The 23,363-nt window shown below is 63.0% G+C and carries 18 protein-coding genes, 1 tRNA gene, 2 rRNA genes and 1 pseudogene (1 of these 22 cut by a window edge); 14 read left to right on the forward strand and 8 right to left on the reverse strand.

Translation table 11 applies throughout. The features are described from left to right. From ACZ9IL_RS19450 to ACZ9IL_RS19460, 3 genes are all read left to right on the forward strand, one after another. A 23S ribosomal RNA gene (locus ACZ9IL_RS19450) occupies positions 1-2,567 on the forward strand (it extends 323 nt beyond the left edge of the window). Between the two features lie 124 nt (positions 2,568-2,691). Continuing rightward, positions 2,692-2,806: ribosomal RNA gene (gene rrf, locus ACZ9IL_RS19455) — 5S ribosomal RNA — on the forward strand. Positions 2,807-2,903: 97 nt separating this feature from the next. Continuing rightward, positions 2,904-2,980 (forward strand) — tRNA-Asp (locus ACZ9IL_RS19460). Between the two features lie 110 nt (positions 2,981-3,090). Here ACZ9IL_RS19460 and ACZ9IL_RS19465 read toward each other — a convergent pair. Further along, positions 3,091-3,423: a cupin domain-containing protein gene (locus ACZ9IL_RS19465; RefSeq protein ID WP_476004928.1), complete on the reverse strand. Its 333-nt coding sequence runs from the start codon at positions 3,421-3,423 to the stop codon at positions 3,091-3,093. 214 nt (positions 3,424-3,637) lie between these two features. Here ACZ9IL_RS19465 and ACZ9IL_RS19470 point away from each other — a divergent pair, with 214 nt between their 5' ends. From ACZ9IL_RS19470 to dhaM, 4 genes are all read left to right on the forward strand, one after another. Next, positions 3,638-4,996, forward strand: a complete 1,359-nt coding sequence (locus ACZ9IL_RS19470) for an NCS2 family permease (RefSeq protein ID WP_476004929.1) — start codon at positions 3,638-3,640, stop codon at positions 4,994-4,996. A gap of 231 nt (positions 4,997-5,227) precedes the next feature. Continuing rightward, on the forward strand, positions 5,228-6,298 hold the full coding sequence (dhaK, locus tag ACZ9IL_RS19475) for a dihydroxyacetone kinase subunit DhaK (protein WP_476004930.1): 1,071 nt from the start codon (positions 5,228-5,230) through the stop codon (positions 6,296-6,298). A gap of 15 nt (positions 6,299-6,313) precedes the next feature. After that, on the forward strand, positions 6,314-6,943 hold the full coding sequence (gene dhaL / locus ACZ9IL_RS19480) for a dihydroxyacetone kinase subunit DhaL (RefSeq protein ID WP_476004931.1): 630 nt from the start codon (positions 6,314-6,316) through the stop codon (positions 6,941-6,943). Position 6,944: 1 nt separating this feature from the next. Next, positions 6,945-7,661: a dihydroxyacetone kinase phosphoryl donor subunit DhaM gene (gene dhaM, locus ACZ9IL_RS19485; RefSeq protein ID WP_476004932.1), complete on the forward strand. Its 717-nt coding sequence runs from the start codon at positions 6,945-6,947 to the stop codon at positions 7,659-7,661. Positions 7,662-7,735: 74 nt separating this feature from the next. Here the strand turns inward: dhaM and dhaR are convergent. Together dhaR and ACZ9IL_RS19495 are read right to left on the reverse strand one after the other, a co-directional pair. Beyond that, a pseudogene (dhaR, locus tag ACZ9IL_RS19490) lies at positions 7,736-9,680 on the reverse strand (dihydroxyacetone kinase operon transcriptional regulator DhaR). 40 nt (positions 9,681-9,720) lie between these two features. Beyond that, positions 9,721-10,614 carry a LysR family transcriptional regulator gene (locus tag ACZ9IL_RS19495; protein ID WP_476005383.1) on the reverse strand — a complete coding sequence of 298 codons (894 nt, stop codon included), beginning with the start codon at positions 10,612-10,614 and terminating at the stop codon, positions 9,721-9,723. A 116-nt stretch (positions 10,615-10,730) separates the two neighbouring features. Between ACZ9IL_RS19495 and ACZ9IL_RS19500 the strand changes: the two genes are divergently transcribed. From ACZ9IL_RS19500 to ACZ9IL_RS19515, 4 genes are all read left to right on the forward strand, one after another. After that, on the forward strand, positions 10,731-11,783 hold the full coding sequence (locus ACZ9IL_RS19500; RefSeq protein ID WP_476004933.1) for an agmatine deiminase family protein: 1,053 nt from the start codon (positions 10,731-10,733) through the stop codon (positions 11,781-11,783). A 134-nt stretch (positions 11,784-11,917) separates the two neighbouring features. Further along, entirely contained in the window at positions 11,918-12,817 is a 900-nt protein-coding gene (aguB, locus tag ACZ9IL_RS19505) for an N-carbamoylputrescine amidase (protein WP_476004934.1), read from the forward strand. Further along, the gene (locus ACZ9IL_RS19510) at positions 12,814-13,911 is read left to right on the forward strand and encodes an extracellular solute-binding protein (protein ID WP_476004935.1); all 1,098 of its coding nucleotides are present in this window, start codon (positions 12,814-12,816) and stop codon (positions 13,909-13,911) included. The genes aguB and ACZ9IL_RS19510 overlap by 4 nt, the downstream gene beginning before the upstream one ends. 17 nt (positions 13,912-13,928) lie before the next feature. After that, positions 13,929-15,050 carry an agmatine deiminase family protein gene (locus tag ACZ9IL_RS19515; RefSeq protein ID WP_476004936.1) on the forward strand — a complete coding sequence of 374 codons (1,122 nt, stop codon included), beginning with the start codon at positions 13,929-13,931 and terminating at the stop codon, positions 15,048-15,050. Between the two features lie 92 nt (positions 15,051-15,142). On the opposite strand, the gene ACZ9IL_RS19520 is transcribed toward ACZ9IL_RS19515, so the two are convergent. The 3 genes from ACZ9IL_RS19520 to ACZ9IL_RS19530 all read right to left on the reverse strand — a co-directional run bounded on the left by ACZ9IL_RS19520 (position 15,143) and on the right by ACZ9IL_RS19530 (position 18,541). Beyond that, positions 15,143-15,847 (reverse strand): SDR family oxidoreductase, encoded by a 705-nt coding sequence (locus ACZ9IL_RS19520; RefSeq protein WP_476004937.1) that lies wholly within the window; start codon positions 15,845-15,847, stop codon positions 15,143-15,145. Between the two features lie 206 nt (positions 15,848-16,053). Further along, positions 16,054-17,151 carry an AI-2E family transporter YdiK gene (gene ydiK, locus ACZ9IL_RS19525; RefSeq protein WP_476004938.1) on the reverse strand — a complete coding sequence of 366 codons (1,098 nt, stop codon included), beginning with the start codon at positions 17,149-17,151 and terminating at the stop codon, positions 16,054-16,056. 10 nt (positions 17,152-17,161) lie between these two features. After that, positions 17,162-18,541 carry a bifunctional NUDIX hydrolase/phosphatase PAP2 family protein gene (locus ACZ9IL_RS19530; protein WP_476004939.1) on the reverse strand — a complete coding sequence of 460 codons (1,380 nt, stop codon included), beginning with the start codon at positions 18,539-18,541 and terminating at the stop codon, positions 17,162-17,164. A gap of 194 nt (positions 18,542-18,735) precedes the next feature. Between ACZ9IL_RS19530 and ACZ9IL_RS19535 the strand changes: the two genes are divergently transcribed. Next, a complete protein-coding gene (locus ACZ9IL_RS19535) occupies positions 18,736-19,113 on the forward strand; it encodes a hypothetical protein (protein ID WP_476004940.1) in 378 nt (125 codons plus the stop codon). Positions 19,114-19,192: 79 nt separating this feature from the next. Here ACZ9IL_RS19535 and ACZ9IL_RS19540 read toward each other — a convergent pair whose 3' ends face one another. Next, positions 19,193-20,263 carry a hypothetical protein gene (locus tag ACZ9IL_RS19540; RefSeq protein ID WP_476004941.1) on the reverse strand — a complete coding sequence of 357 codons (1,071 nt, stop codon included), beginning with the start codon at positions 20,261-20,263 and terminating at the stop codon, positions 19,193-19,195. 221 nt (positions 20,264-20,484) lie between these two features. On the opposite strand from ACZ9IL_RS19540, the gene ACZ9IL_RS19545 reads away from it, so the two are divergent. Next, positions 20,485-20,796: a YnjH family protein gene (locus ACZ9IL_RS19545; protein WP_476004942.1), complete on the forward strand. Its 312-nt coding sequence runs from the start codon at positions 20,485-20,487 to the stop codon at positions 20,794-20,796. Between the two features lie 461 nt (positions 20,797-21,257). On the opposite strand, the gene ACZ9IL_RS19550 is transcribed toward ACZ9IL_RS19545, so the two are convergent. Next, complete coding sequence (locus tag ACZ9IL_RS19550; RefSeq protein WP_476004943.1) at positions 21,258-22,706, reverse strand: catalase; 1,449 nt, start codon at positions 22,704-22,706, stop codon at positions 21,258-21,260. Positions 22,707-22,869: 163 nt separating this feature from the next. Between ACZ9IL_RS19550 and ACZ9IL_RS19555 the strand changes: the two genes are divergently transcribed. Further along, positions 22,870-23,358 carry a GNAT family N-acetyltransferase gene (locus tag ACZ9IL_RS19555; RefSeq protein WP_476005384.1) on the forward strand — a complete coding sequence of 163 codons (489 nt, stop codon included), beginning with the start codon at positions 22,870-22,872 and terminating at the stop codon, positions 23,356-23,358. Positions 23,359-23,363 lie beyond the last annotated feature (5 nt).

The raw sequence follows: 23,363 nt of genomic DNA on the forward strand, positions 1-23,363 counted from the left end.
TGATAGCCCCGTACATGAAAACGACCTTGTTGTGAAATCGAGTAGGGCGGGACACGTGACATCCTGTCTGAATATGGGGGGACCATCCTCCAAGGCTAAATACTCCTGACTGACCGATAGTGAACCAGTACCGTGAGGGAAAGGCGAAAAGAACCCCTGTGAGGGGAGTGAAATAGAACCTGAAACCGTGTACGTACAAGCAGTGGGAGCCCTTCGGGGTGACTGCGTACCTTTTGTATAATGGGTCAGCGACTTACATTTTGTAGCGAGGTTAACCGTATAGGGGAGCCGTAGGGAAACCGAGTCTTAACTGGGCGTCTAGTTGCAAGGTGTAGACCCGAAACCGGGTGATCTAGCCATGGGCAGGTTGAAGGTTGAGTAACATCAACTGGAGGACCGAACCCACTAACGTTGCAAAGTTAGGGGATGACCTGTGGCTGGGGGTGAAAGGCCAATCAAACTCGGAGATAGCTGGTTCTCCCCGAAAGCTATTTAGGTAGCGCCTCGGACGAATACTACTGGGGGTAGAGCACTGTTTGGACTAGGGGGTCATCCCGACTTACCAACTCCATGCAAACTCCGAATACCAGTAAGTAATATCCGGGAGACACACGGCGGGTGCTAACGTCCGTCGTGAAGAGGGAAACAACCCAGACCGCCGGCTAAGGTCCCAAAGTTCTGGTTAAGTGGGAAACGATGTGGGAAGGCTCAGACAGCTAGGATGTTGGCTTAGAAGCAGCCATCATTTAAAGAAAGCGTAATAGCTCACTAGTCGAGTCGGCCTGCGCGGAAGATGTAACGGGGCTCAAACCAGGCACCGAAGCCGCGGATTCACACGTATGTGTGAGTGGTAGGGGAGCGTTCTGTAAGTCTGCGAAGGTGTATCGAGAGGTATGCTGGAGATATCAGAAGTGCGAATGCTGACGTAAGTAACGATAAAGGGGGTGAAAAGCCTCCTCGCCGGAAGACCAAGGGTTCCTGTCCAACGTTAATCGGGGCAGGGTGAGTCGACCCCTAAGGTGAGGCCGAAAGGCGTAATCGATGGGAAGCAGGTTAATATTCCTGCACGACTTGTAATTGCGATGGGGGGACGGAGAAGGCTAGGTGGGCCAGGCGACGGTTGTCCTGGTGAAAGTGCGTAGGCGGTATCTCTAGGCAAATCCGGAGATACAACGCTGAGACACGAGACGAAGCCACTACGGTGGTGAAGCCATTGATGCCCTGCTTCCAGGAAAAGCCTCTAAGCTTCAGATTACAAGTCATCGTACCCCAAACCGACACAGGTGGTCGGGTAGAGAATACCAAGGCGCTTGAGAGAACTCGGGTGAAGGAACTAGGCAAAATAGAACCGTAACTTCGGGAGAAGGTTCGCTCTTGACAGTGAAGTCCCTTGCGGATGGAGCAGTTGGGAGTCGCAGTGACCAGATGGCTGGGACTGTTTATCAAAAACACAGCACTCTGCAAACACGAAAGTGGACGTATAGGGTGTGACACCTGCCCGGTGCCGGAAGGTTAATTGATGGGGTTAGCGCAAGCGAAGCTCTTGATCGAAGCCCCGGTAAACGGCGGCCGTAACTATAACGGTCCTAAGGTAGCGAAATTCCTTGTCGGGTAAGTTCCGACCTGCACGAATGGTGTAACCATGGCCATGCTGTCTCCACCCGAGACTCAGTGAAATCGAATTCGCCGTGAAGATGCGGTGTACCCGCGGCTAGACGGAAAGACCCCGTGAACCTTTACTACAGCTTGGCACTGAACATTGAACCTACATGTGTAGGATAGGTGGGAGGCTTTGAAGGCATGACGCTAGTTGTGCTGGAGCCGTCCTTGAAATACCACCCTTGTATGTTTGATGTTCTAACGCAGGGCCCTGAATCGGGCTCGCGGACAGTGCCTGGTGGGTAGTTTGACTGGGGCGGTCTCCTCCCAAAGAGTAACGGAGGAGCACGAAGGTTGGCTAATCCTGGTCGGACATCAGGAGGTTAGTGCAATGGCATAAGCCAGCTTAACTGCGAGACGGACAGGTCGAGCAGGTACGAAAGTAGGTCATAGTGATCCGGTGGTTCTGAATGGAAGGGCCATCGCTCAACGGATAAAAGGTACTCCGGGGATAACAGGCTGATACCGCCCAAGAGTTCATATCGACGGCGGTGTTTGGCACCTCGATGTCGGCTCATCACATCCTGGGGCTGAAGTCGGTCCCAAGGGTATGGCTGTTCGCCATTTAAAGTGGTACGCGAGCTGGGTTCAGAACGTCGTGAGACAGTTCGGTCCCTATCTGCCGTGGGCGTTGGATGATTGAAGGGAGTTGCTCCTAGTACGAGAGGACCGGAGTGAACGAACCTCTGGTGTTCGGGTTGTCACGCCAGTGGCACTGCCCGGTAGCTAAGTTCGGAATCGATAACCGCTGAAAGCATCTAAGCGGGAAGCGAGCCCTGAGATGAGTCATCCCTGACCCCTTGAGGGTCCTAAAGGGCCGTTGGAGACCACAACGTTGATAGGTGGGGTGTGTAAGCGCGGCGACGTGTTGAGCTAACCCATACTAATTACCCGTGAGGCTTAACCATACAACACCCAAGAAGTGTTCTGGGCCTTGTAGCAAGTGAACGAACTACTTATCTAATTCAGTGATAGTGACAAGGCAAACGCCTAAGTCGTTATTCACGTCAGCTTTCCAGATGAAGTTTTTTGCCTGGCGGCCATAGCGCCGTGGAACCACCTGATCCCATGCCGAACTCAGAAGTGAAACGCGGTAGCGCCGATGGTAGTGTGGCATTCGCCATGCGAGAGTAGGACACTGCCAGGCACCCAATTAAACGATGATGTGCAAAGTCACGTCATTGGCCGAGAGGATGACACCTCGTTGAACGGCAGCAGAATTAGCAAAGCGCTAACCAAATTGCGGAGCGGTAGTTCAGTTGGTTAGAATACCGGCCTGTCACGCCGGGGGTCGCGGGTTCGAGTCCCGTCCGCTCCGCCACACTTTAAAAGCCCAGTCGAAAGACTGGGCTTTTTTCATTTCTGAAATCTTCCATATCCTCATGTTTTCACCCATAAATCCCCTGCACGATGCGATCTGGCATCATCCATTCAGTAGAAGACACACAGCCAGATGGTGGTCATCTCGGGGTGTGTCCACTCGATTCTGTGCTTCTGGCGGGCGGGAATATTGATGTGATCCCCAGGTCCCAGCAGTACCAGTTGTTGTTCCTGGGTCTGCGGGTCAACGAACAGCAGGCTGGCCTCCCCCTGCACGATCAACACCCATTCATGTTCGTCCTGATCGTACCACTCGCCGGGCGCGGTCTGGTGGCCCTGGGAGACGATGCGCTCTATCCGCAGGTGATTGGTGCTGACCAGATCCTGAAAGAGTTCGGTGGGCAGAGGGGAGGGAATATCGTTCAGCAGGTTACGAGTGTGCATGGGCCATCTCCGGTCTGATGTCTGGACCCTTGCAGTATAGAAGCAGTCTTCCGTCGGGCGGGTTCAGCTGAAAGCGAGCTGATTGGCTACAACTGGGGCCTTATTGTGTGACTTTGTGGAAAAACTCGGAGAAGTCGCTGCAATCCCGGCAAATTCTTGCTATTTTGCGCAGCCATAAAAGCAAACGATTTCCTTCACACTTTCAGGATGAGTTATGGCAACGCAAGACATCGCCGCACAAGCAGGGAAGGGCGGCCTGCTGGATTCCTATTTTTCCATTTCTGAGCGCGGCAGCAATGTGCGCCAGGAACTGTTGGCCGGGTTGACTACCTTCCTGGCCATGGTGTACAGCATCATAGTGGTACCCAACATGCTGGGTGTCGCGGGGTTTGAGCAGGGGCCGGTATTCGTGGCGACCTGTTTGATCGCCGCCTTCGGATCCTTGCTGATGGGGCTCTGGGCCAAGCTGCCGATGGCCATCGGCTGCGCGATTTCCCTCACCGCTTTTACCGCCTTCAGCCTGGTGCTGGGGCAGGGCTTGAGCATTCCGGTGGCCCTCGGTGCCATCTTCCTGATGGGGGTGTTGTTCACCCTGATCAGCGTGACCGGCGTGCGCCAGTGGATCCTGGACAACCTGCCCTCCGGTATCGCTCACGGCACCGGCATCGGTATCGGCCTGTTCCTGTTGCTGATCGCCACCAATGGCGTCGGCATGGTGATCAAGAACGAAGGGGCCGGTCTGCCGGTTCAGCTCGGTGAGGTCACCTCCTTCCCCGTCATCATGACGGTGCTGGGCCTGGCCGCCATCTTCGGTCTGGAGCGTCGCAAGGTGCCGGGCGGCATCCTGATGGTGATCGTCGCCATCTCCGCGCTGGGGCTTGCCTTCGATCCCAAGGTGACCTGGCAGGGCTTCTTCGCCATGCCGAGCCTGACCGGTGAGAAGGGCTCCCTGGTGGGCAGCATGGATCTGCTGGGCGCCCTCAACCCCGTGGTGATCCCGACCGTACTGGCACTGGTGATGACTGCGGTGTTCGATGCGACCGGCACCATACGTGCGGTGGCGGGCCAGGCTGGCCTCATCAACGAGCGTGGCCACATCATCAGCGGTGGCAAGGCCCTGACCGCCGACTCCGTCAGCAGCATGGTGGCGGGCGTGGTCGGTGGCGCACCGGCAGCCGTGTACATCGAGTCTGCCGCCGGCACCGCCGCCGGTGGCAAGACTGGCCTGACCGCCACTCTGGTTGGCGTGCTGTTCCTGCTGATGATCTTCCTCTCCCCCCTGAGCTACCTGGTACCGGCCTACGCTACCGCGCCGGCGCTGATGTACGTCGGTCTGCTGATGCTGGGCAACGTCACCAAGCTGGACTTCAGCGACTCGGTCGATGCGCTCTCCGGCATGCTGTGCGCCGTCTTCATCGTGCTCACCTGCAACATAGTCACCGGCATCATGCTGGGCTTCGTGGCACTGGTGGTGGGTCGCCTGTTTGCCGCCGAGTGGAAGAAGCTCAACCCCGGCACCGTCATCATCGCCGTGGCGCTGGTGATCTTCTATGCCGGTGGCTGGGCCATCTAATTACCGGCTGAATGACGAAGGGCTCCTGCGGGGGCCCTTTTTCATGGTTGTGAGGAGGCTAACAGTTTCCATCTTTATCGGATCGCTGCGTTCCAGATTGGAACGCAGCGACGCCGCTTTCTGTTTCAAATCCGAACCGGAACGACCGTCATTTTTATCCCGATTTATCCCGTTAGACTGGCTCCATCAACCATCTGTCACCTGCGCGGTGGCAAGCCAAAGGAGTGAGCCATGAAGAAGCTGATCAATGCCATCGACGCCGTGGTCCGTGAACAACTGATGGGGATGGCCGCCGCCCACCCCGAGCTCAAGGTTCGTATCGAGCCCCACTACATCACCCGTACCGACTCCCCCGTCATGGGCAAGGTGGCACTGGTCTCCGGCGGTGGCAGCGGTCACGAGCCGATGCACGGCGGTCTGGTGGGCAAAGGCATGCTGGATGGTGCCTGCCCCGGCGAGATCTTCACCTCACCGACCCCGGATCAGATGTACGAGTGTGGCCAGGCGGTCGATGGTGGCGCCGGCGTGTTGTTTCTGGTGAAGAACTACACCGGCGATGTGCTCAACTTCGAGACTGCGGTGGAGCTGTTGCACGGCGACGGGATCAAGGTGGGCTTCTCCCTGATCGATGACGATGTGGCGGTGAAAGACAGCCTCTACACCGCCGGTCGTCGCGGTGTGGCCACCACTGTGCTGTGTGAGAAGCTGGTCGGTGCCGCCGCCGAGGCGGGCTATGAGCTGGCTCGCTGCGAGGCGCTGGCCCGTCGCATCAACAACCAGAGCCGCACCATAGGTGTCGCCATGCATGCCTGTACCGTGCCGGCAGCCGGCAAACCTTCCTTCACCCTGGCGGACAACGAGATGGAGTTCGGGGTCGGCATCCACGGTGAACCCGGCATAGCCCGTCGCCCCTTCACCGATCTCGATACCCTGGTGGGCGACATGTTCAAGGAGCTGGCCGACAACACCCCCTATGGCCGTACCCTGCGTCATTGGGACAGAGCCTCCGCCAGTTGGCAGGAGGAGCACAGCTTCATCGAGCCGCTGAATGCGGGCGACCGGGTCATCGCCCTGGTCAACAGCCTGGGAGGCACCCCGATCTCCGAGCTGTACGGCGTCTATGGCCGGCTCGCCGTGCTGTGCGAGGAGGCGGGCATCCATCTGGTGCGCAACCTGATCGGCCCCTACTGCACCTCCCTCGACATGACCGGCATCTCCATCACCCTGCTCAAGGTGGATGACGAGCTGATGGGCCTGTGGGATGCTCCCGTTCACACCCCCGCCCTGCGTCGCGGCTGCTAAGGAGCCCTTACCCTCATGTTAAGCAAGCATCAGATCGTCAACTGGCTGCTCGATTGCGAGCACATCTTCACCGAGCAGCGCGCCTATCTCACCGCGCTGGATACCGACATCGGCGATGGTGACCACGGACTCAACATGCAGCGCGGCTTCACCAAGGTCGCCGAGAAGTTGCCCGCGGTGGCGGACAAAGACATAGGCCAGGTGCTCAAGACCACCGGCATGACCCTGCTCTCCTCCGTCGGCGGCGCCAGCGGCCCGCTCTACGGCACTTTCTTCATCCGGGCGGCGGCCAGCGCCGAGGCCTGCCAGAGCCTGACCCTGGCGCAGCTCGCCAAGATGCTGGCCGACGGGGTGGAGGGGATAGTCTCTCGTGGCCGTGCCGAACCCGGTGACAAGACCATGTGCGACGCCTGGTGGCCGGCCCTGGCCGCGTTGCAACAGGCGCAGCAGCAGGAGCTGACCCTGGCCGAGGCACTGGACAAGGCGGTGCTGGCCGCGGCGGCCGGTACCGAGGCGACCATACAGATGCAGGCCCGCAAGGGGCGCGCCAGCTATCTGGGGGAACGCAGCATCGGCCATCAGGACGCGGGGGCCACCTCCAGCCTGTTGCTGCTGACGGCCCTGCGTGACAGAGCGAGGCTATGAGATGATCGGTATCGTAGTAGTCTCTCACAGCGCCGTGCTGGCGGCGGGTTTGCAGGCGCTGGTCGGCCAGATGGGCAGCCCGGCCCGATTGCTGCTGGCGGCCGGGGTCGATGATCCCGAGCATCCCATCGGCACGGATGCCATCGCGGTGATGAGTGCGATAGAGCTGGCGGATGATGGCAGCGGTGTGTTGGTGCTGATGGATCTCGGCAGTGCTCTCTTGAGTGCCGAGACCGCTCTCGAGTTGCTGCCCCCCGAGCTGAGTGCCAGGGTGCGGCTCAGCCCGGCGCCGCTGGTCGAAGGCACTCTGGCCGCCGTGGTGGCGGCCGGAGCAGGCCTCGGTCTCGACGAGGTGGCGGCAGAGGCGCTGGCGGGTCTGCAGGCCAAGGTCGCCATGCTGGAGGGGCGGGAGGCCAGCACTAATGTCATCCCGGCAGCCGCCCCCGAGCAGTCTCAGCTGAGCTGGCGTCACCGGGTGTGCAATCCCCACGGTCTGCACGTGCGGCCAGCCGCCAAACTGGTGGCGGCACTCAAGCCGTTCGAGGCCGAGCTCACCCTCTACAAGGGCGACAAGGGGGTCAATCCCCGCAGCCTGACCCGGCTCGCCATGCTGGATGTGCGCTGTGGTGACGAGATCGAACTCAGGGCCAGCGGCCCCGAGGCGGAGCAGGCGATCCAGGCGTTTCAGGCCCTGGCGCAGGGGCGCTTTGGTGAATAGGACGAATGGATAGACGAGTGATGACAAGAGAGGGGCCAGTGCCCCTCTTTTTTATTGCTGGCGCATAGTGCCCGTCAGTCCTGCCTCCGCGGGGTGATCTGCCACAGCTTCAACTTGCGCCAGAGGGTGGTGCGGCTGATGCCAAGGTGCTGCGCCATCAGGCTGACCTGCCCCTGACAGGCGTGGGCGCAGCGTAGTATGGCCTGGCGCTCCAGCTCGGCCAGACTGAGCAGGGGTTGCCCCACCACCTCACCGGCCAGCAGTTGATGGCCGTGGCGAATGGCGGCCGGCAGTGCCTGCGGCGGTATGGGGCCCTCCTGACTGTGGAGCAGGGCGTGCTCGACGGCGCTGCGCAGCTCCCCCAGATTGCCGGGCCAGGAATAGGCCAGCAGGCAGTCGAGGGCCGCCGGGCTGAAGTGGCGGACGGGCGCTCGCCCCTGGGCACTCAGTTGCTGGTCGATGAGGGCGGGCAGGTCGGCAAGGCGCTCACGCAGGCTCGGTACTTGCAGTTCACAGGCCTGCAAGGCATAGAGCAGCTGGCGGCCAAACAGACCCTCTTGCACCCGCTGCTCCAGCGCGGCGCTACTGGTGGCGATGATCCTCACCCTGAGCGGCAGGATGCGGGCCGAGTCGAAGCGCTGGAGCCGGCCGGTCTTGAGCAGTTGCAGCAGGGCCGCCTGCATGGGGGCGGGCAGATATTCCACCTGCTCCAGCACCAGGGTGCCGCCGTGGGCCAGCTCGAACTTGCCGGCCCGCTCCTGGCCCGATTCGTCGGAGCCCATCAGCTCCAGCGCCATCCGCTCGCTTGGCAGCGCCTGGCAGTTGAGGATGATGAGGGGACCGGCGGCGCTATCTCTGCCAAAATGGATCGCCTCCGCCAGCTGCACCTTGCCCACCTCCTCCTCTCCGCGCAGCAGCACCGGCCCCTGGCTCTGGGTGGCCTGGCGGGCATGGCGCAGCAGTTTGCGCATGGCGCTCGATACCCCGACCAGTGCTTCGATCTCCGGCACCGTCTGGCGCAACTGATGGATGGCGCGCAGCCGATCGAGTGGGTGCAGCAGGGCGATGAAGCTGACGCCATCCGGTCCGGGCAGCGGCTTGAGGCTCAACAGGACGTTGATGAACTCCCCTGACGGCTCTTTGGCCCATTCCCCCACCCGCTCCAGGGTCAGCTCCACATGGCTTAAAGGGGCTTGTCCCTCGATGGCGAGTTGCAACCGCTGGGGCAGCCGCAACTGCCGCTCCAGCGGCTGGCCGAGGCAGAGTGCCGGGTCGAGCCGCAGCCGCTGGGCCGCCAGTGCGTTGAGGTAGCGCAGCCGCCCCTGGGGATCCCAGGCCAGTACGCCGTCATCCATGCCATCGAGCAGGGCGTAGAGCTCGCTCAGGTGGCGCTGGGACTCCTGCATCAGGGTTTCCATCTGCAGCAGGTGGGCCAGCTCGCGGCCGGCACCGACGGTGAGCGCCAGATCCCCCGCCGCCGCCACTGCCACCTTGCAGATCAGCGCCACTATGGCGACCTGACGACCGTTGCTGTTGTAGACCGGGCTGGCGCAACAGTGCCAGGGATGCAGGGTACGGTTGAAGTGTTGGGGACCGCTGACGACGAGCGGCATGCCTGCAAGGGCCGCCAGGTTGATGGCATTGGTGCCGATGCGCCCCTCGCTGAAGAAGGCGCCGAGGCCGAAACCGAGCGCCTCCAGCTCGGCGAGGGTTTCCCCATGGCCGGTGCGGGCCAGCAGGCAGCAGCTCTCGTCGGTCAGCAGCAGGGCGCAGGGCCGCCCCTCCATGAATTCGTTAGAGATCCTCCAGCGCCATCTCACCGGTGGTGAGCAAGTCCCGCTTGCGCTGGCGCAGACTGTGCAGGGTCTGGCCCCTGGCGCTGTGGGGTGGATGCCAGTGTTCCCGGCTGGTCTGGTGGGCGCAGCGCAGCCAGGAGGCCTGCAGATGTTCGGGCCAGGACGGTTGTGGCTGGGGGGCGGAAGACAGGGTCACGGCGATGTCCGGCAAGGGGGAAGCCATCCATTTAACCACGCCCCCTCGGCGGATTCAGTGACCCGCTTCAGAGAGTCGTCTCCTCGTCCATGGCGGCGACCGACTCGGCAAATTGCTGCTCCAGCCAGTGGCAGAAGGCGCGGCACTGGGGGCTGCTCTCGCTCTCCTGATGTACCAGCAGGCTCCAGCGAGGGCCGGCCACCCGGTGAGCCGAGAGTGGCAGCAACAGACCTTGCCGGCGGGCGGGGCGGGAGAGCAGCTCGCTCACCAGCGCCACCCCCAGCCCGGCGCCGGCGGCGTCCTGCAGCAGACCGGGATCGGAGAAGTTGAGGCCCTGGGTGCGCAGTTGCAGATCTTCTCCTCCTTTCAGCGTCCAGTGGTGCCAGTCCAGCTCCCGCTCCCCGTGCAGCGTGGTGCGCTCGGCGGCGGGTTGGGCCAACACGGCCGGGGTCGCCACCGGCAGCAGCCGATCCGCCAGCAGTGTTCTATGGCTGCACTCGGCTTGGGCCTCGATGTCGCTGCGCAGGGCGAGATCTATGGTCTGCTCGGCCATGTTGGGGGCCTCGTCGCTGGTGAATAGCCAGAGATCGATCTCTGGATGTTGACGATGGAAGTCGGCCAGCCGGGGCAGCAACCAGAGCCTAGCGAGGGCCGTCGTGGTGTTGAGCACCAGCTGGTTCGGCTTGCGGTACTGCTCGAGCCGCTGGATCCCCACCGCCAGTTGCAGCAACACATCCTGGGTGGTGGACAGCAGATCCCGGCCCGCATCGGTGAGGGCGACCGAGCGCCCCTGCCGATGAAACAGGGGCTGGCCCAGCAGCTCCTCCAGGGAGCGGATCTGCTGGCTGATGGCGGACTGGGTGAGGTGCAGCTCCTGGGCCGCCTGATGAAAACTGCCGAGCCTGGCGGCGGCCTCGAAGCCCCGCAGCACGTTGAGGGGAGGCCAGTGTTTGAACATAATTGATTAGCTCCGCTTATCACTTTTACCGAAAATCGATCGTTTGTTCGCCATCGCTCGCGAGAATAGTCTATTCCCATCGTCAGCAACCTTAATAGTACCTAATCAGAGAGGGTGAGATGCGCGAGCTGGGAATGGTGGCAACAGGCTGGTTTATGCCCGCCGAGTGGTGTCGACATGCGGCGACCTGGATGGTTTGGCCGCACAACAAGGCGCTGTGGGAAAACGGCTGGGGCGTCACCCTGGCCGAGGTGCAGCAGGACTTCGCCCGGGTGGTCAAGGCCATCGCCTGCTTCGAGCCGGTCAATCTGGTGGTGGATCCCGGTGCCATTGCAGAAGCCCGCGCCCTGTGCGGCGATCGGGTCACCCTGATCCCTCTGCCGGTGGATGACAGCTGGTGCCGGGACTCTGGCCCCACCTTTATCTGTCACCCCGAGCTCGGCACCGCTGGCATCAGCTGGCGCTTCAACGCCTGGGGGGGCAAGTCGGCCCACGGCCTGGACGAGGGGCTGGCGCGGCGCATTCTCAACAGCCTGGAGTTGGAGTGCATCGGCAGCTTCCTCGCCAACGAGGGGGGCGCCATCCACGTGGACGGCGAGGGCACCCTGATCACCACGGAATCCGTGCTGCTCAACAGCAACCGCAACCCCGGCATGAACAAGGGGGAGATCGAAGGGATCTTCGGCCGCTTGCTCGGCATCGAGAAGACCATCTGGCTGCCGGGAGATCCGGATCACGTCACCGGCGACATGACGGACGGCCACGTGGACGGCGTCTGCGCCTTCAGCCGTCCCGGCCAGCTGCTGGTAGACGCGACCCTGGATGCCAACTCCACCTATGGCCGGGTGGTGGCGGAGAATCGCCGCGCCCTGGACCTGGCGACCGATGCCAGAGGTCGCGCCTTCGAGTGCCGCGAGCTGTTCGAGGCGAGCGAGGCGGTGGACAGCGATGCCGAGGTGTTCTGCGCCTCCTACACCAACTTCTACCTCGCCAACGGCGCCATCATCATGCCCGCCTATGGGGTCGAGGCGGACGAGGCGGCGGGCGAGGTGCTGAGGCTCGCCTTCCCGGAGCGGCAGCTGGTGCCGGTGCGCATCAACCAGCTGGCCCACGGCGGCGGCGGCATTCACTGCATCACCCAGCAGCAGCCGGCCTGGCCACTGCGGGGATAAGGATTAGGACTGCCTCGCCGGGTGAGTCTGGCGAGGCGCCATGATGGGATCAGGGAGGAGAGATTCATGAGCAAGGTCGTCGTAACCACACAAGTCGCCTGTCAGCGGGAACATGTGTCAGGGAGGGTATACGGATGAGCAATATCGTCGTCGCAACCACACAGTTTGCCTGCAGCTGGGAGCTGGAGCGCAATCTGGACACAGCGGAGAGCCTGGTACGGGAGGCGGCCGCCAAGGGGGCCAACCTGGTGCTGTTGCAGGAGCTGTTCGCCACTCCCTACTTCTGCATCGAGCAATACCACGGCCATCTGGCGCTGGCGGAGTCGTTCGAGCAGAGCCGGGTGCTGCGTCGCTTCTCGGCCCTGGCGCGTGAGCTGGGAGTGGTGCTGCCCATCAGCTGGTTCGAGCGTGCCGGCAACGCCTACTTCAACTCCCTGGCGATGGCGGATGCGGATGGTCGCCTGCTCGGGGTCTATCGCAAGACCCATATCCCCAACGCCATCGGCTATCAGGAGAAGGAGTATTTCAGCCCGGGCGATACCGGTTTTCGGGTCTGGGACACCGCCGCCGGCCGCATCGGGGTCGGCATCTGCTGGGATCAGTGGTTCCCGGAGGCGGCCCGCGCCATGGCGTTGCAAGGGGCCGAGCTGCTGCTCTATCCCACTGCCATCGGCTCCGAGCCGGGGGCGGCCGCGCTCGATTCGCGGGATCACTGGCAGCTGACCCAGCGCGGCCATGCCGCCGCCAACATCATGCCGGTGATCGCCGCCAACCGCATCGGCCGCGAGGTGGCGACCCAGGATCCCGAGCTGCAGATGCGCTTCTATGGCTCCTCCTTCATCACGGATCACAAGGGGGCGCTGCTGGCCGAGGCGGACAGGGATAGTCAGGGGGTGCTGGTGCAGGCGCTGGACCTGGCCGCCATGGCCGAGGAGCGGCTCTGTTGGGGGATCTATCGGGATCGCCGTCCCGAGATGTATGGCGCCCTGCTGAGCCTGGACGGACGCAGCCATTTGGGAGGGCGCCCATCATGAGCCCCCTGACCAAGATAGCCATGGGGCTGGCCCTGCTGCTGAGTCTGGGGGCCCAGGCCGCAGAGGCGCAGGAGGAGAAGGTGCTGCGGCTCTACAACTGGGCCGACTACTTCGCCCCCGATACCCTGAGCGCCTTCACCAGGGAGACCGGGATCCGGGTCATCTACGACGTGATGGACAGCAGCGAGACCCTGGAGGCCAAGCTGATGGCGGGTCGCAGCGGTTATGACCTGATCTTTCCCGGCGATACGGTGGCGGAGCGGTTGATGCGGGCGGGCAGCCTGCAGCCGCTCGACAAGGGCAAGCTGCAGCACCTCGGCGACCTGGACCCCGAGCTGGTGCGGCTGCAGCAGGCCTACCCCCATGCGAAGGAGGCGGTGGTGCCCTACACCTGGGGCACCATAGGGCTCACCTACAATGCGGATGCGATCAAGCAGCGGATGCCGGATGCCCCAGTCAACAGCCTGGACATGCTGTTCAAGCCCGAGCTGGCCGCGAAATTTGCGGATTGCGGCATCTCTGTCATCGACTCCCCCGACGAGGTGCTGGCGGTGGTGCTGCACTACCTTAAGCGGGATCCGCGCAGCGGCAAGGCGGACGATCTGGAGGCGGCGCTGGCCCTGCTCAAGGGGCTCAAGCCCTCTATCCGCAAGTTCCAGTCCCAGCCGGTGACCCAGCTGGTGAATGGGGATCTCTGCCTGTCGCTAGGCTACAGCGGTGACATGACCCAGGCCAGGCGGGCTGCCGCCGAGGCGGGCAAAACCATCGACTTTGAGTACCGGCTGCCGAAGGAGGGCAGCACCGTCTGGATGGACACCATGGCGATCCCGACCGATGCCCCCCATCCCGAATATGCCTACGCTTTCATCAACTTCGTGATGCGCCCGGCCAACATGGCGGCCATCACCAACAGCACCGGCTATCCGACCGCCAGTGCCAGGGCCAAACCCATGGTGGATACCACCATGACGAGCAACCCGGATATTTACCTGGATGAGGCCAGCTACCAGCGGCTCATTCCGGGCAAAGACATTGCACAATCCCAGATGCGTGCCCGCATGCGAGCCTGGACTCGCTTCAAGAGCAGCCTCTGAACCTCAGGAGTAGAAAGATGTTTTCCCGACGCCACGTATTGAAACAGCTGGTCGCCCTCGGCGCCATTGCCGGGTTTGGCAGCCTGCCCGGTGCCCGCTCGGCCTTCGCCGCCGGCGAGACCAGCGTCGCCGGTCGCTACCATATGCCGGAAGAATCCTCGCCCCAGGCCCAGGTCTGGGTGGCCTTCGGCGCCAACAGCGAGATCTGGGGTCGTAACTACAAGGATGTGCAGGCCACCATTGGCCGGCTGGTCAAGGCCATGACCCCCTACACCCAGGTGTGCGTGCTCTGTCACGAGGAGGAAGAGGATCTGGCGCGCCAGCTGTGCGGTGAGCACAACACCCGCTTCATCAACGCCGAGCTGGACGACATCTGGCTGCGGGATACCGGCGGTGTCTTCGTGCAGGATGAGCAGGGCGCGCTCGGACTGATGGACTTCAACTTCAACGGTTGGGGCGACAAGCAGGAGCACAGCTATGACGCCAGGGTTGCCGCCCTGGTGGGCCGGCAGACGGATGCCCACTATTTGCAAAGCGATCTTATCGGCGAGGGGGGCGGCATAGAGGTGGACGGCAACGGCACCGCCATCATGACCGAGAGCAGCTGGATCAACAGCAACCGCAATCCTGGCCTCACCAAGGCGCAGGTGGAGGCGGAGCTCAAGGCCAACCTGGGGCTGCGCAAGATCATCTGGCTGCCGGGGATCAAGGGCCGTGACATCACGGATGCCCACGTGGACTTCTACGCCCGCTTCGTGCGCCCCGGGGTGGTGGTGATCAACATGGACAACGATCCCGACTCCTACGACTACAAGGTGACCCGTCAGCACCTGGCCATCTTGCAGCAGGCGACGGACGCCGATGGCAACAAGCTGGAGCTGCATCAGCTGCCGCCCCCGCTGGGTGGGCGAGACAATAAATTCAGCCGCAGCCCGGACTTTGCCGCCGGTTACATCAACTACCTGCCCATCAACGGCGCCGTCATCGCACCCCAGTTCGGGGATGCCAAGGCCGACCGTCATTGCCGGGATCTGCTGGCCCGCCTCTATCCGGGTCGGACGGTCGTGCAGATAGACATAGATCCTGTGGCCGCCGGTGGTGGTGGTATCCACTGTATTACCCTGCATCAACCTGCCTGATATTTCGCCACAGCTGGCAATAACAGCGTGAAATACCACATGGGGCGCCTCGGCGCCCCATATCATTGCTGTCGTCCTATGGCGCGACTGGGTCAGATCCCCGTCATGCCGATCTCGTCGAGCTGCACGTGGGCGGGTTGGTGCAAGGTGTAGAGCACTGCCTCGGCCAGATCCTCCACCTGCAACCAGCCGGGCTTGCGCTCACTAGGGCAGGCCGGGGGCGGTACCTGCACCAGACCGGGACAGAGGGTATGCACCCGTATGCCCTGATGTTGCACCTCTTCGCGCAGCGCCTTGGCGAATCCCAGCACCGCAAACTTGGCGGCGCAGTAGACGTTGGCCCTGGCATAACCGTTCTTGGCGGCCTGGGAGGCGATGTTGATGATGGTGCCGTGGCGCCGGGCCAGCATGTCCGGCAGGCAGGCCTGAGTCAGCAGAAAGGTCCCCCTGGCGCAGGTGTTCATCACCCTGTCCCACTCGGATTCCGGCAGATCCTGCACCAGATAGTCGCTGCCGACCCCGCTGTTGTTGATCAGCAGATCGATGGGGCCGAGCAATGCGCTGGCCTGTGCATGCTGGGCGCGCACCTGGGCGCCGTCGCACACATCCAGCACCAGCGGCAGCACCTTCACCCCGTATTGGGCGCTAAGGCGTGCAGACTCCTGCTCCAGCAATGACTGGCGACGGGAGGCCAGGATCAGCTCCACGCCCTCACGGGCCAGTGCCTCGGCGATGGCCAGCCCTATCCCGCTTGCGCCACCGGTGATCAGGGCGCGTGTTGCTCTCAGTTCGTTCATCTTCTGTACCTCCGAAATGGTGGAGGTATTGTGGCGGGCGGCGATTCGGGAGGGTAGGGGGGAGGCGGTGGTGGCTCGAACCCTGGTTCGGATTTGGGCCAAGGAGTTCGAACTTTGGTTCTAGGCGGATGCTGGCTCTTTCAAACTGCCGGAGCACAGCCGTTGATCTTGAAAGAAAAACGCCGCCCATTGGGCGGCGTCTTGCATCATGGCATCTGTTTGCCCTGGGGAGGCGCCAGCGCCTTGTCGCTGCTCTGGTGATCCTCCTCCTTGATCCAGGCATCCAGCAGGGTGTAGCCCACCGCTAGCACCACGGGGCCGATGAAGAGGCCGATGATGCCCATGGCCAGCAGGCCGCCGATAACCCCCACCAGAATGAGGATGAGCGGCAGATCGGCACCGCGCTTGATGAGGAAGGGGCGCAGGAAGTTGTCCATGGTGCCCGCCAGCAGGGACCACACCAGCAGGAAGGTGCCCCAGGTGGTGTCGCCGCTCCAGTAGAGGTAGCCGACGCTGGCGATCAGTACCGGGAAGGGGCCTATCTGGGCCACGATCAGCAGGAACATCAGCACCACCAGAATCATGGTGTAGGGAATGCCCGCGATCATCAGGCCGAGCCCGGCCACCGATGACTGCACCAGGGCGGTGACCACCACCCCCATGGCGACGGCCCGGATGGCCTGGGAGGCCAGCACGACGGCGTTGTCACCGCGCTGGCCTGCCAGCCGGTGGGCGAAGCGACGAATGCCGTCCGCCGCCTTCTCCCCGGAGTGGTAGAGCAGGCCGCAGATGGCCACCGTCAGCAGGAAGTGGACGAACAGCAGGCCGAGGTTGCCGGCCTGTGAGGCGAGCCAGCGAGCGGTCTGGCCGAAATAGGGGGCCAGCTTGGCGAACAGCACCTGGCCACCGCTCGCCAGTATCTGCTGCCAGAACTCATACAGCTTGCCACCCACCAGCGGGAACTGCTGCAACCAGAGCAGCGCGGGAGGCGGCGAGTGACTCAACTCGGTGCCAAGCGCGATCAGCATGGGGGCCTTCTCCGCCACGTTGGCCAGGGCCATGAACAGGGGAATGACAAACATCAGCAGCAGTATGCTGCTCATCAGCAGGGCGGCCAGGGCCCGCTTGCCCCACAGCAGTCGCTGGGCCATCTGCATCAGCGGCCAGGTGGCGATGGTGATCATGGTGGCCCACACCAACGCGGGCAGGAAGGGGCGCAGCACCATGAAGCACGAGATGATGAGCAGACTGAGGAACAGCACCCCCAGGGTTATCTTGGCCAAATCGACTTTTTTCATAGGCATTGCATTCCCTTCACGTAGGGGTTGGGCCCCGGTGCGCGGAGCCGGGGTGGATTAAACGTAGCGACCACCAGAGACCGGCGCTCAGCCAGAGCCCCAGGCAACCGATGAGCAATCCCTGCCCCGCCAGGATCAGCAGGGAACTGCTGGTGAGCAGCGGCAGGGCGAGCAGCAAGCCGCCGATACCCAGGCTGACCGTCAGGGCCAGCAGGGCGCAACGGATGGCGGGTACAGGGTGTCGTTCGAGTGGGAACAGAGTACCCGATACCAGCCCCAGGGTGAACATGGCCAGCGCCCCCAGGGCGCTGGATTGGGTCAGCCAGCCTGCCAGCAGGCTCGTCAGGCACAGGGCGCACCAGGCAAGGCGATTGTCTGCCAGGGCGAAGAGAGGTTTGCGCAGGGCCAACAAGAGGGCGCCGAGCCCGAGCCCCACCGCCACATCCGAGATGAAATGCACCCCGAGCCAGACCCGGGCCAGCCCGGCCAGACTCGCCAGCAACAGTGCGAGGATGATGCCTTGCCAGGCCCGGATCCCCGGCAGCGAGCAGAGTATCAAACCCCAGCACAGCAGGGTGGAGGCGGTGTGGCCGCTTGGCATGCCGAAGCCCTGGGCGCTTCGCTCTGCGAGCTTGGGGTCCAGGTGGAAGGGCCTTGGCCAGCCCAGCCCTTCCTTGCCGAGCTGCACCAGCAGGGTCAGCAGCAGCATGGCAAACAGCAGCCGGTAGAGCCTCGGCCAACCGAGCAGTGGCAAGAGCAGCAGTGCCAGCCCGAGCTGGACCGGGGCGCTGCCGAGCAGGTTGCCGGCCAGGGGCCAGAGGGCGTCTGGCCCAAGCCAGCCTTGCAGGCGCTGGATCAGCGGCAGCTCGGCCCTGTGCAGGGCGCCGCTGGCTCCGGCGTCGGTGGCGCTGAAGTCGGCCTGCCACTGCACCGGGCTCTCGGGCACCTCTGCGAGCCTCGGGGCCAGCCAGTCGAGCTGCGCCGGGAAGCGACGCTGATCAGAGGGCAGCAGGGCCGGCGCTATCAGCCTGGCGCTCTGGATTTCGCCGCCGAGGTTGGGGGCCTGCAGTATGGAGACGAAGCCCGTGCCGGTCTGGGCCTGGATGGGATCCAGGGTCTGGCAGGCGAACAGCCGGGCCCGTTGCCATTGACCCAGCTCGGCGGTGATCCGGCCGCGCAGCCCGGTCTCCTCGAACAGTTCCCGCAGGGCAGCCTGTTCGGCGCTCTCTCCCGGGTCTATATAGCCGCCGCTCAGACTGTAGCGATCCGATATCCTGTCCCGGACCAGCAGCAACTGTTGCTGCTGGCGGATCACGCAGGCGGCCGCAGTGGAGGCGGCCTGGGCGCCAAGCCAGGGGGAGAGCAGCAGGAGCAGGAAAAAACAGGATCGAAACATGGCGGGTCCACGGGGGAGTGAATGGGGGTAAGCGTCACAGAAATCAGATACTTGGGCAATGAATTCCTGATGAAATCCCGGCTGACACGGCGCGGATCGGGCCCAAACTGAGCCGCAAGGATTGCCGTCGGCCGAGGCAGTCCCTACTATTGGCGGCTATTGTTCTTCTCATTCAACACTGCTTGGGGCCTTCCATGCGACAGATTGGTTTTTTCTTGGGGATAGGCATTGGCGTCATCCTGATACTCTTTGGCAGCATCGTCATCTTCCAGGCCTTGCCCGCCGCACTGGACGTGCTGGAGATGCCGAGCCGCATCCCCTTCGTGCGTGAGGTTTACACCTGGCTGAGGACCAGCGCCAGCGGCCTCACCAACCAGCTTGAGCAGAATTTCCTCGAAGCGTTTCAGACGGTGCTCAAGCTGATACTGCTGATCACCTTCCTGTGGGTCTGCGTCAAGCTGGTGAACATGGGGGTGCTGATCATCCGGGCTGGTGTCGATCTCATCCGTACCGCCATCGAGCACAGCGAAGACAAGGTGGCCAAGTCCTCCGAGCAGGATCGTCACTTTTAAGGTTTCACTGCCTCATCGCAGATAAACAACAGGCCACCCTAGGGTGGCCTGTTTGCATGGTGGGATATGCCACCTGATATCAGTTAAGCAGTTTCTCCAGCTCAGCCTCGGCGTCCGCCCTGGCCTGGTCGCCCTGTTCTGCGGCCTTGGTCGCCTGCTTGGCAGTATCGGCTACGGCCTGGCTGGCCTGTTGCTGTACGGTGCTGGTGGTGGCGCTGACCGCCTGCTTGGCGGTGTCGGCTACGGCCTTGCTGGCCTGCTGCTGCACTGTGCTGCTGGCGCCGCTGACCGCCTGTTTGGCGGTGTCGGCCACGGCCTTGCTGGCCTGTTGCTGCACTGTGCTGGTGGCGCCGCTGACCGCCTGTTTGGCGGTGTCGGCCACGGCCTTGCTGGCTTGTTGCTGCGTGGAGGCAGCGTCGCCTATCGCCAGCCTGGCGGAGTCGGTGACGGCCTGGTTGGCTTGCTGCAAGCCGCTGGTGGCTCCTTTCGTGGCCTGCGCCGCAGCATCGGTGACAGCCTTGCCAGCCTGCTGTTGCACCGCCCCCGTGGCGTTGCCAACCGCCTGTTTGGCGGAGTTGGAGATGGCCTGGGTCGCACTCTGCTGCATGGCGCCCATCATGTTGCCAAGCAGGGAACCGCCCGAGCCGGTCATGGCCTGGCCAACGCCGCCGAGGGTGGTCGCGGTGGCCGTGGAGGCGGTTTGGCTCTGCCAATCCTGCATGGTACTCGGCCAGCTCGGGGTGGCCGCCGTCAGGTTTTCACCGAACACCTGGGTCGCGCCATCCTTCTTCTGCAGCATGACGGAGAGCTGGTTGGTGTCAGCATTCCACACCATGCCCGCCTGCTTGGCGATATCCGGCACCGGGGCGTAGCGGGAGACGACATAGAACAGCGGGCCTTCCTGCTGCAACTCGTTGGCGGTCTTGAGCAGCTGCATGGTGCTGTCGTAGTTGGGCCCCAGCATGGCGGTCATGCGATCCTTGATGAGCGGCTGCTCGAACAGGTTGGCTTCGTTCGGATCGAAACCAACCAGGGGCTTGAGCAGGGCCCACATCAGCTGGCTGGTGGGGCTCATCATCAGCAGGGGGGCAACGCAGGCGGACAACATCAGACTCAAGCAGGCAGCCTGGAGCAACGGCATGATACGCATCGACGACATATCCAAGTAATTGTTTGATTAATAAGGCTATATCTTGTCGTTCCCCGACAAGCTCGCCTGAACTGGGCCGCCCCTTCCACGGCGGAAGCGGCGGGCGCAGGCAGGCTACCATATTGCTTCCGGAATGCCAGACGAGCAGACATTTATTGGTCAAGTTGGCGACGGCTATGGTCGCTGTAGGGATCACTCCCCCGAACCACAGGTACCCTCCCATGATCCAATCCTTGTGCCGTCTGCTTGTCCTGAGTGCGCTTGCCCCGGCGCTGGCTGCCCCCAATACCCTGACGCGCCCGGTGGGCACGGATCTGGTGCTGCCACTCGGCGCACTGCCCGAGCGGGTCTGCTGGTATCAGGATCAGAAATACTCCCTGGGGGCCCGCATCCAGCAGGGAGACGGCTGGCTGGAGTGCGGCCCGCAGAACGCGCAGGAGAGCAACGGCCCCCTGATCTGGCGTGAGCCTCAGCTGCGTCAGCCTGCTGCGGCAAGCGGCGACAACAGAGAAACGATCAGGGTGGGCCAGTGACTCTTTTCTTGATCCAGCTACAGACATGGGCGTGATCTCTATCGCATAATGCGGCTCTTTCTTCTCTTGACTGGGATCCAAGTAATGGCTCGTCGCTCTTCCAATATGCAACGTCGTCGCAGTAGCTGGTGGTACAAACGCCTGTTGGTACGGGAGCGGGCAGAGCGCGAAGCGCGTTCCGTTCGGGATTGATATGAATTGATGCACGGAGCCTCAGGGCTCCGTTTTTATTGGTCATGATCGGAGTATCGGGGCGGGCAGCGCGTCGCTCTTCCACTCCTTGTCGATATCCAACGTCGTCGCAATGGCTGGTGGTACAAACGCCTGTTGGGTCGGGAGCGGGCAGAGCGCGAAGGCGCTGCGTTCGGGATTGAGATGAATTGATGTACGGAGCCTCAGGGCTCCGTTTTTATTGGTGAAAAAAGGGGCCTGTTGGCCCCTTTATTATATTTATCTGCGACTTAGCCCTTCATGGCGGTCAGTGCCTGTGCGACCCGCTCGGCGTACTCGGGATCCGCCTGCTCGAAGTGCTTGAGCTGGGCCTGGACGATGGCGTCATCCTCCACGTTGACCAGGGAGCGCGCCAGGTTGGCGGCGAGCCGCGTGCGCTGGCCCTCGTCCATGATGCGGAACAGGTTGCCCGGCTGGCTGTAGTAGTCGTCATCGTAATCGCGGAAATCGTAGTGCAGGGCGGCCCCTTCCAGACTCAGGGCCGGCTCGTGCTGCTCGCTCGGCTGCTGGGTGCCGAAGCGGTTCGGCTGGTAGTTCGGGCTGGCACCGCCGTTGGCGTCGGCTCGCATGGCGCCATCGCGGTGGGCACCGTGGTGGAATGGGCAGCGCGGGGCGTTGACCGGCAGCAGGCCGTGGTTGACCCCGAGGCGATAGCGCTGGGTGTCGCCGTAGGAGAACAGTCGGCCCTGCAGCATGCGATCCGGCGAGAAGCCGATGCCGGGCACCACGTTGGCCGGGGTGAAGGCTGCCTGCTCCACGTGGGCGAAGTAGTTGTCCGGGTTCCGGTTCAGCTCGAGCACCCCGACCGGGATCAGCGGGTAGTCGCTGTGCGGCCACACCTTGGTGAGATCGAATGGATGAATGTTGTAGGTCTGGGCCTCGGCCTCCGGCATCACCTGCACATAGACCTTCCAGCGCGGGAAGTCGCCCCGCTCGATGGCGTTGAACAGATCCGCCTGGCTGCTCTCTCTGTCCTGGCCGACCACGGTGGCGGCCTCCTCATCGGTGTAGAAGCTGTGGCCCTGCTCGGTCTTGAAGTGGAACTTGACCCAGAAACGTTCGCTCGCGTCGTTGATGAAGCTGAAGGTGTGGCTGCCGTAGCCGTTCATCTCCCGCAGGCTCTTGGGGATGCCGCGATCGCTGAACAGGGTGGTGATCTGGTGCAGGGATTCCGGGTGGCGGGACCAGAAGTCCCAGGCGGCGGTGGCGCTGCGCAGGTTGGTGCGGGGATCCCGCTTCTGGGTATGGATGAAGTCCGGGAACTTGAGCGGGTCGCGGATGAAGAACACCGGGGTGTTGTTACCCACCAGATCCCAGTTGCCTTGCTCGGTGTAGAACTTCAAGGCGAAGCCGCGCACGTCGCGCTCGGCATCGGCGGCCCCCTTCTCACCGGCGACCGTGGAGAAGCGCAGGAACACCGGGGTCTGTTTGCCGACATTGTTGAAGAGATCCGCCTTGCTGAACTGGCTGATGTCGTGGGTGACGGTGAAGGTGCCATAGGCACCGGAGCCCTTGGCGTGCACCACCCGCTCCGGGATGCGCTCCCGGTCGAAGTGGGCCAGCTTTTCCATCAACCAGATGTCTTGCATCAGCACCGGGCCACGGGGGCCGGCGGTCAGGCTGTTGTTGTTGTCGACGACGGGGGCACCGTTGGCGCTGTGCAGGGTCTTGTCAGTCATGGGGCATCTCCTTGTGATGATGGAGGCACGATACGGCAAGGGGCGCGAGCGGGGCCAATCGGTCAGCTCTAAGTGTTTGATAGGTAGCCCTAATGGAGTTGGCTACGGACACAAAGGGCGCTATTTTGGACGGACGTTCACACATCAGGGAGGAAAGGGGATGATTGAAATCAGGATTCGTCAGGCGGAGGCCGGGGATGCCCAGGGGCTGCGGGATCTCTATGCCATGCCCAGGGCCCAGGCGGGCACCCTGCAACTGCCCTATCCGACCCTGGCCATGTGGCAGCAGCGGCTCAGCGAATACAGCGGCCACGGTCTGGTGGCGATCGTGGACGGCCTGCTGGTCGGCAATTTGGGGCTCTCGATCGAGCCGAACCCACGACGCCGCCATGTGGGCTCTTTTGGCATGGGCGTGCGCGATGACTGGGCAGGGCGCGGGGTGGGCTCGGCCCTGCTGGGAGCGGCGGTGGATCTGGCGGACAACTGGCTCAACCTGCAACGGCTCGAGCTGACGGTCTACAGCGACAACGCCGCCGCCATCGCGCTCTACCGCAAGCATGGCTTCGAGCAGGAGGGCTGCTCCCCCGCCTATGCGTTTCGCGAGGGGCGCTTCGTCGATGCCCTGCATATGGGGCGGGTCAGATTGCCATGAGAGTG

This window comes from Aeromonas sp. TECH754 (assembly GCF_056279295.1).

Bases quoted from the DNA above. Each gene is read 5' to 3' on its own strand.
- ACZ9IL_RS19465 (WP_476004928.1), bottom strand. From the start codon at position 3,423: ATGCACACTCGTAACCTGCTGAACGATATTCCCTCCCCTCTGCCCACC.
- ACZ9IL_RS19470 (WP_476004929.1), top strand. From the start codon at position 3,638: ATGGCAACGCAAGACATCGCCGCACAAGCAGGGAAGGGCGGCCTGCTG.
- dhaK (WP_476004930.1), top strand. From the start codon at position 5,228: ATGAAGAAGCTGATCAATGCCATCGACGCCGTGGTCCGTGAACAACTG.
- dhaL (WP_476004931.1), top strand. From the start codon at position 6,314: ATGTTAAGCAAGCATCAGATCGTCAACTGGCTGCTCGATTGCGAGCAC.
- dhaM (WP_476004932.1), top strand. From the start codon at position 6,945: ATGATCGGTATCGTAGTAGTCTCTCACAGCGCCGTGCTGGCGGCGGGT.
- ACZ9IL_RS19500 (WP_476004933.1), top strand. From the start codon at position 10,731: ATGCGCGAGCTGGGAATGGTGGCAACAGGCTGGTTTATGCCCGCCGAG.
- aguB (WP_476004934.1), top strand. From the start codon at position 11,918: ATGAGCAATATCGTCGTCGCAACCACACAGTTTGCCTGCAGCTGGGAG.
- ACZ9IL_RS19510 (WP_476004935.1), top strand. From the start codon at position 12,814: ATGAGCCCCCTGACCAAGATAGCCATGGGGCTGGCCCTGCTGCTGAGT.
- ACZ9IL_RS19515 (WP_476004936.1), top strand. From the start codon at position 13,929: ATGTTTTCCCGACGCCACGTATTGAAACAGCTGGTCGCCCTCGGCGCC.
- ACZ9IL_RS19520 (WP_476004937.1), bottom strand. From the start codon at position 15,847: ATGAACGAACTGAGAGCAACACGCGCCCTGATCACCGGTGGCGCAAGC.
- ydiK (WP_476004938.1), bottom strand. From the start codon at position 17,151: ATGCCTATGAAAAAAGTCGATTTGGCCAAGATAACCCTGGGGGTGCTG.
- ACZ9IL_RS19530 (WP_476004939.1), bottom strand. From the start codon at position 18,541: ATGTTTCGATCCTGTTTTTTCCTGCTCCTGCTGCTCTCCCCCTGGCTT.
- ACZ9IL_RS19535 (WP_476004940.1), top strand. From the start codon at position 18,736: ATGCGACAGATTGGTTTTTTCTTGGGGATAGGCATTGGCGTCATCCTG.
- ACZ9IL_RS19540 (WP_476004941.1), bottom strand. From the start codon at position 20,263: ATGCGTATCATGCCGTTGCTCCAGGCTGCCTGCTTGAGTCTGATGTTG.
- ACZ9IL_RS19545 (WP_476004942.1), top strand. From the start codon at position 20,485: ATGATCCAATCCTTGTGCCGTCTGCTTGTCCTGAGTGCGCTTGCCCCG.
- ACZ9IL_RS19550 (WP_476004943.1), bottom strand. From the start codon at position 22,706: ATGACTGACAAGACCCTGCACAGCGCCAACGGTGCCCCCGTCGTCGAC.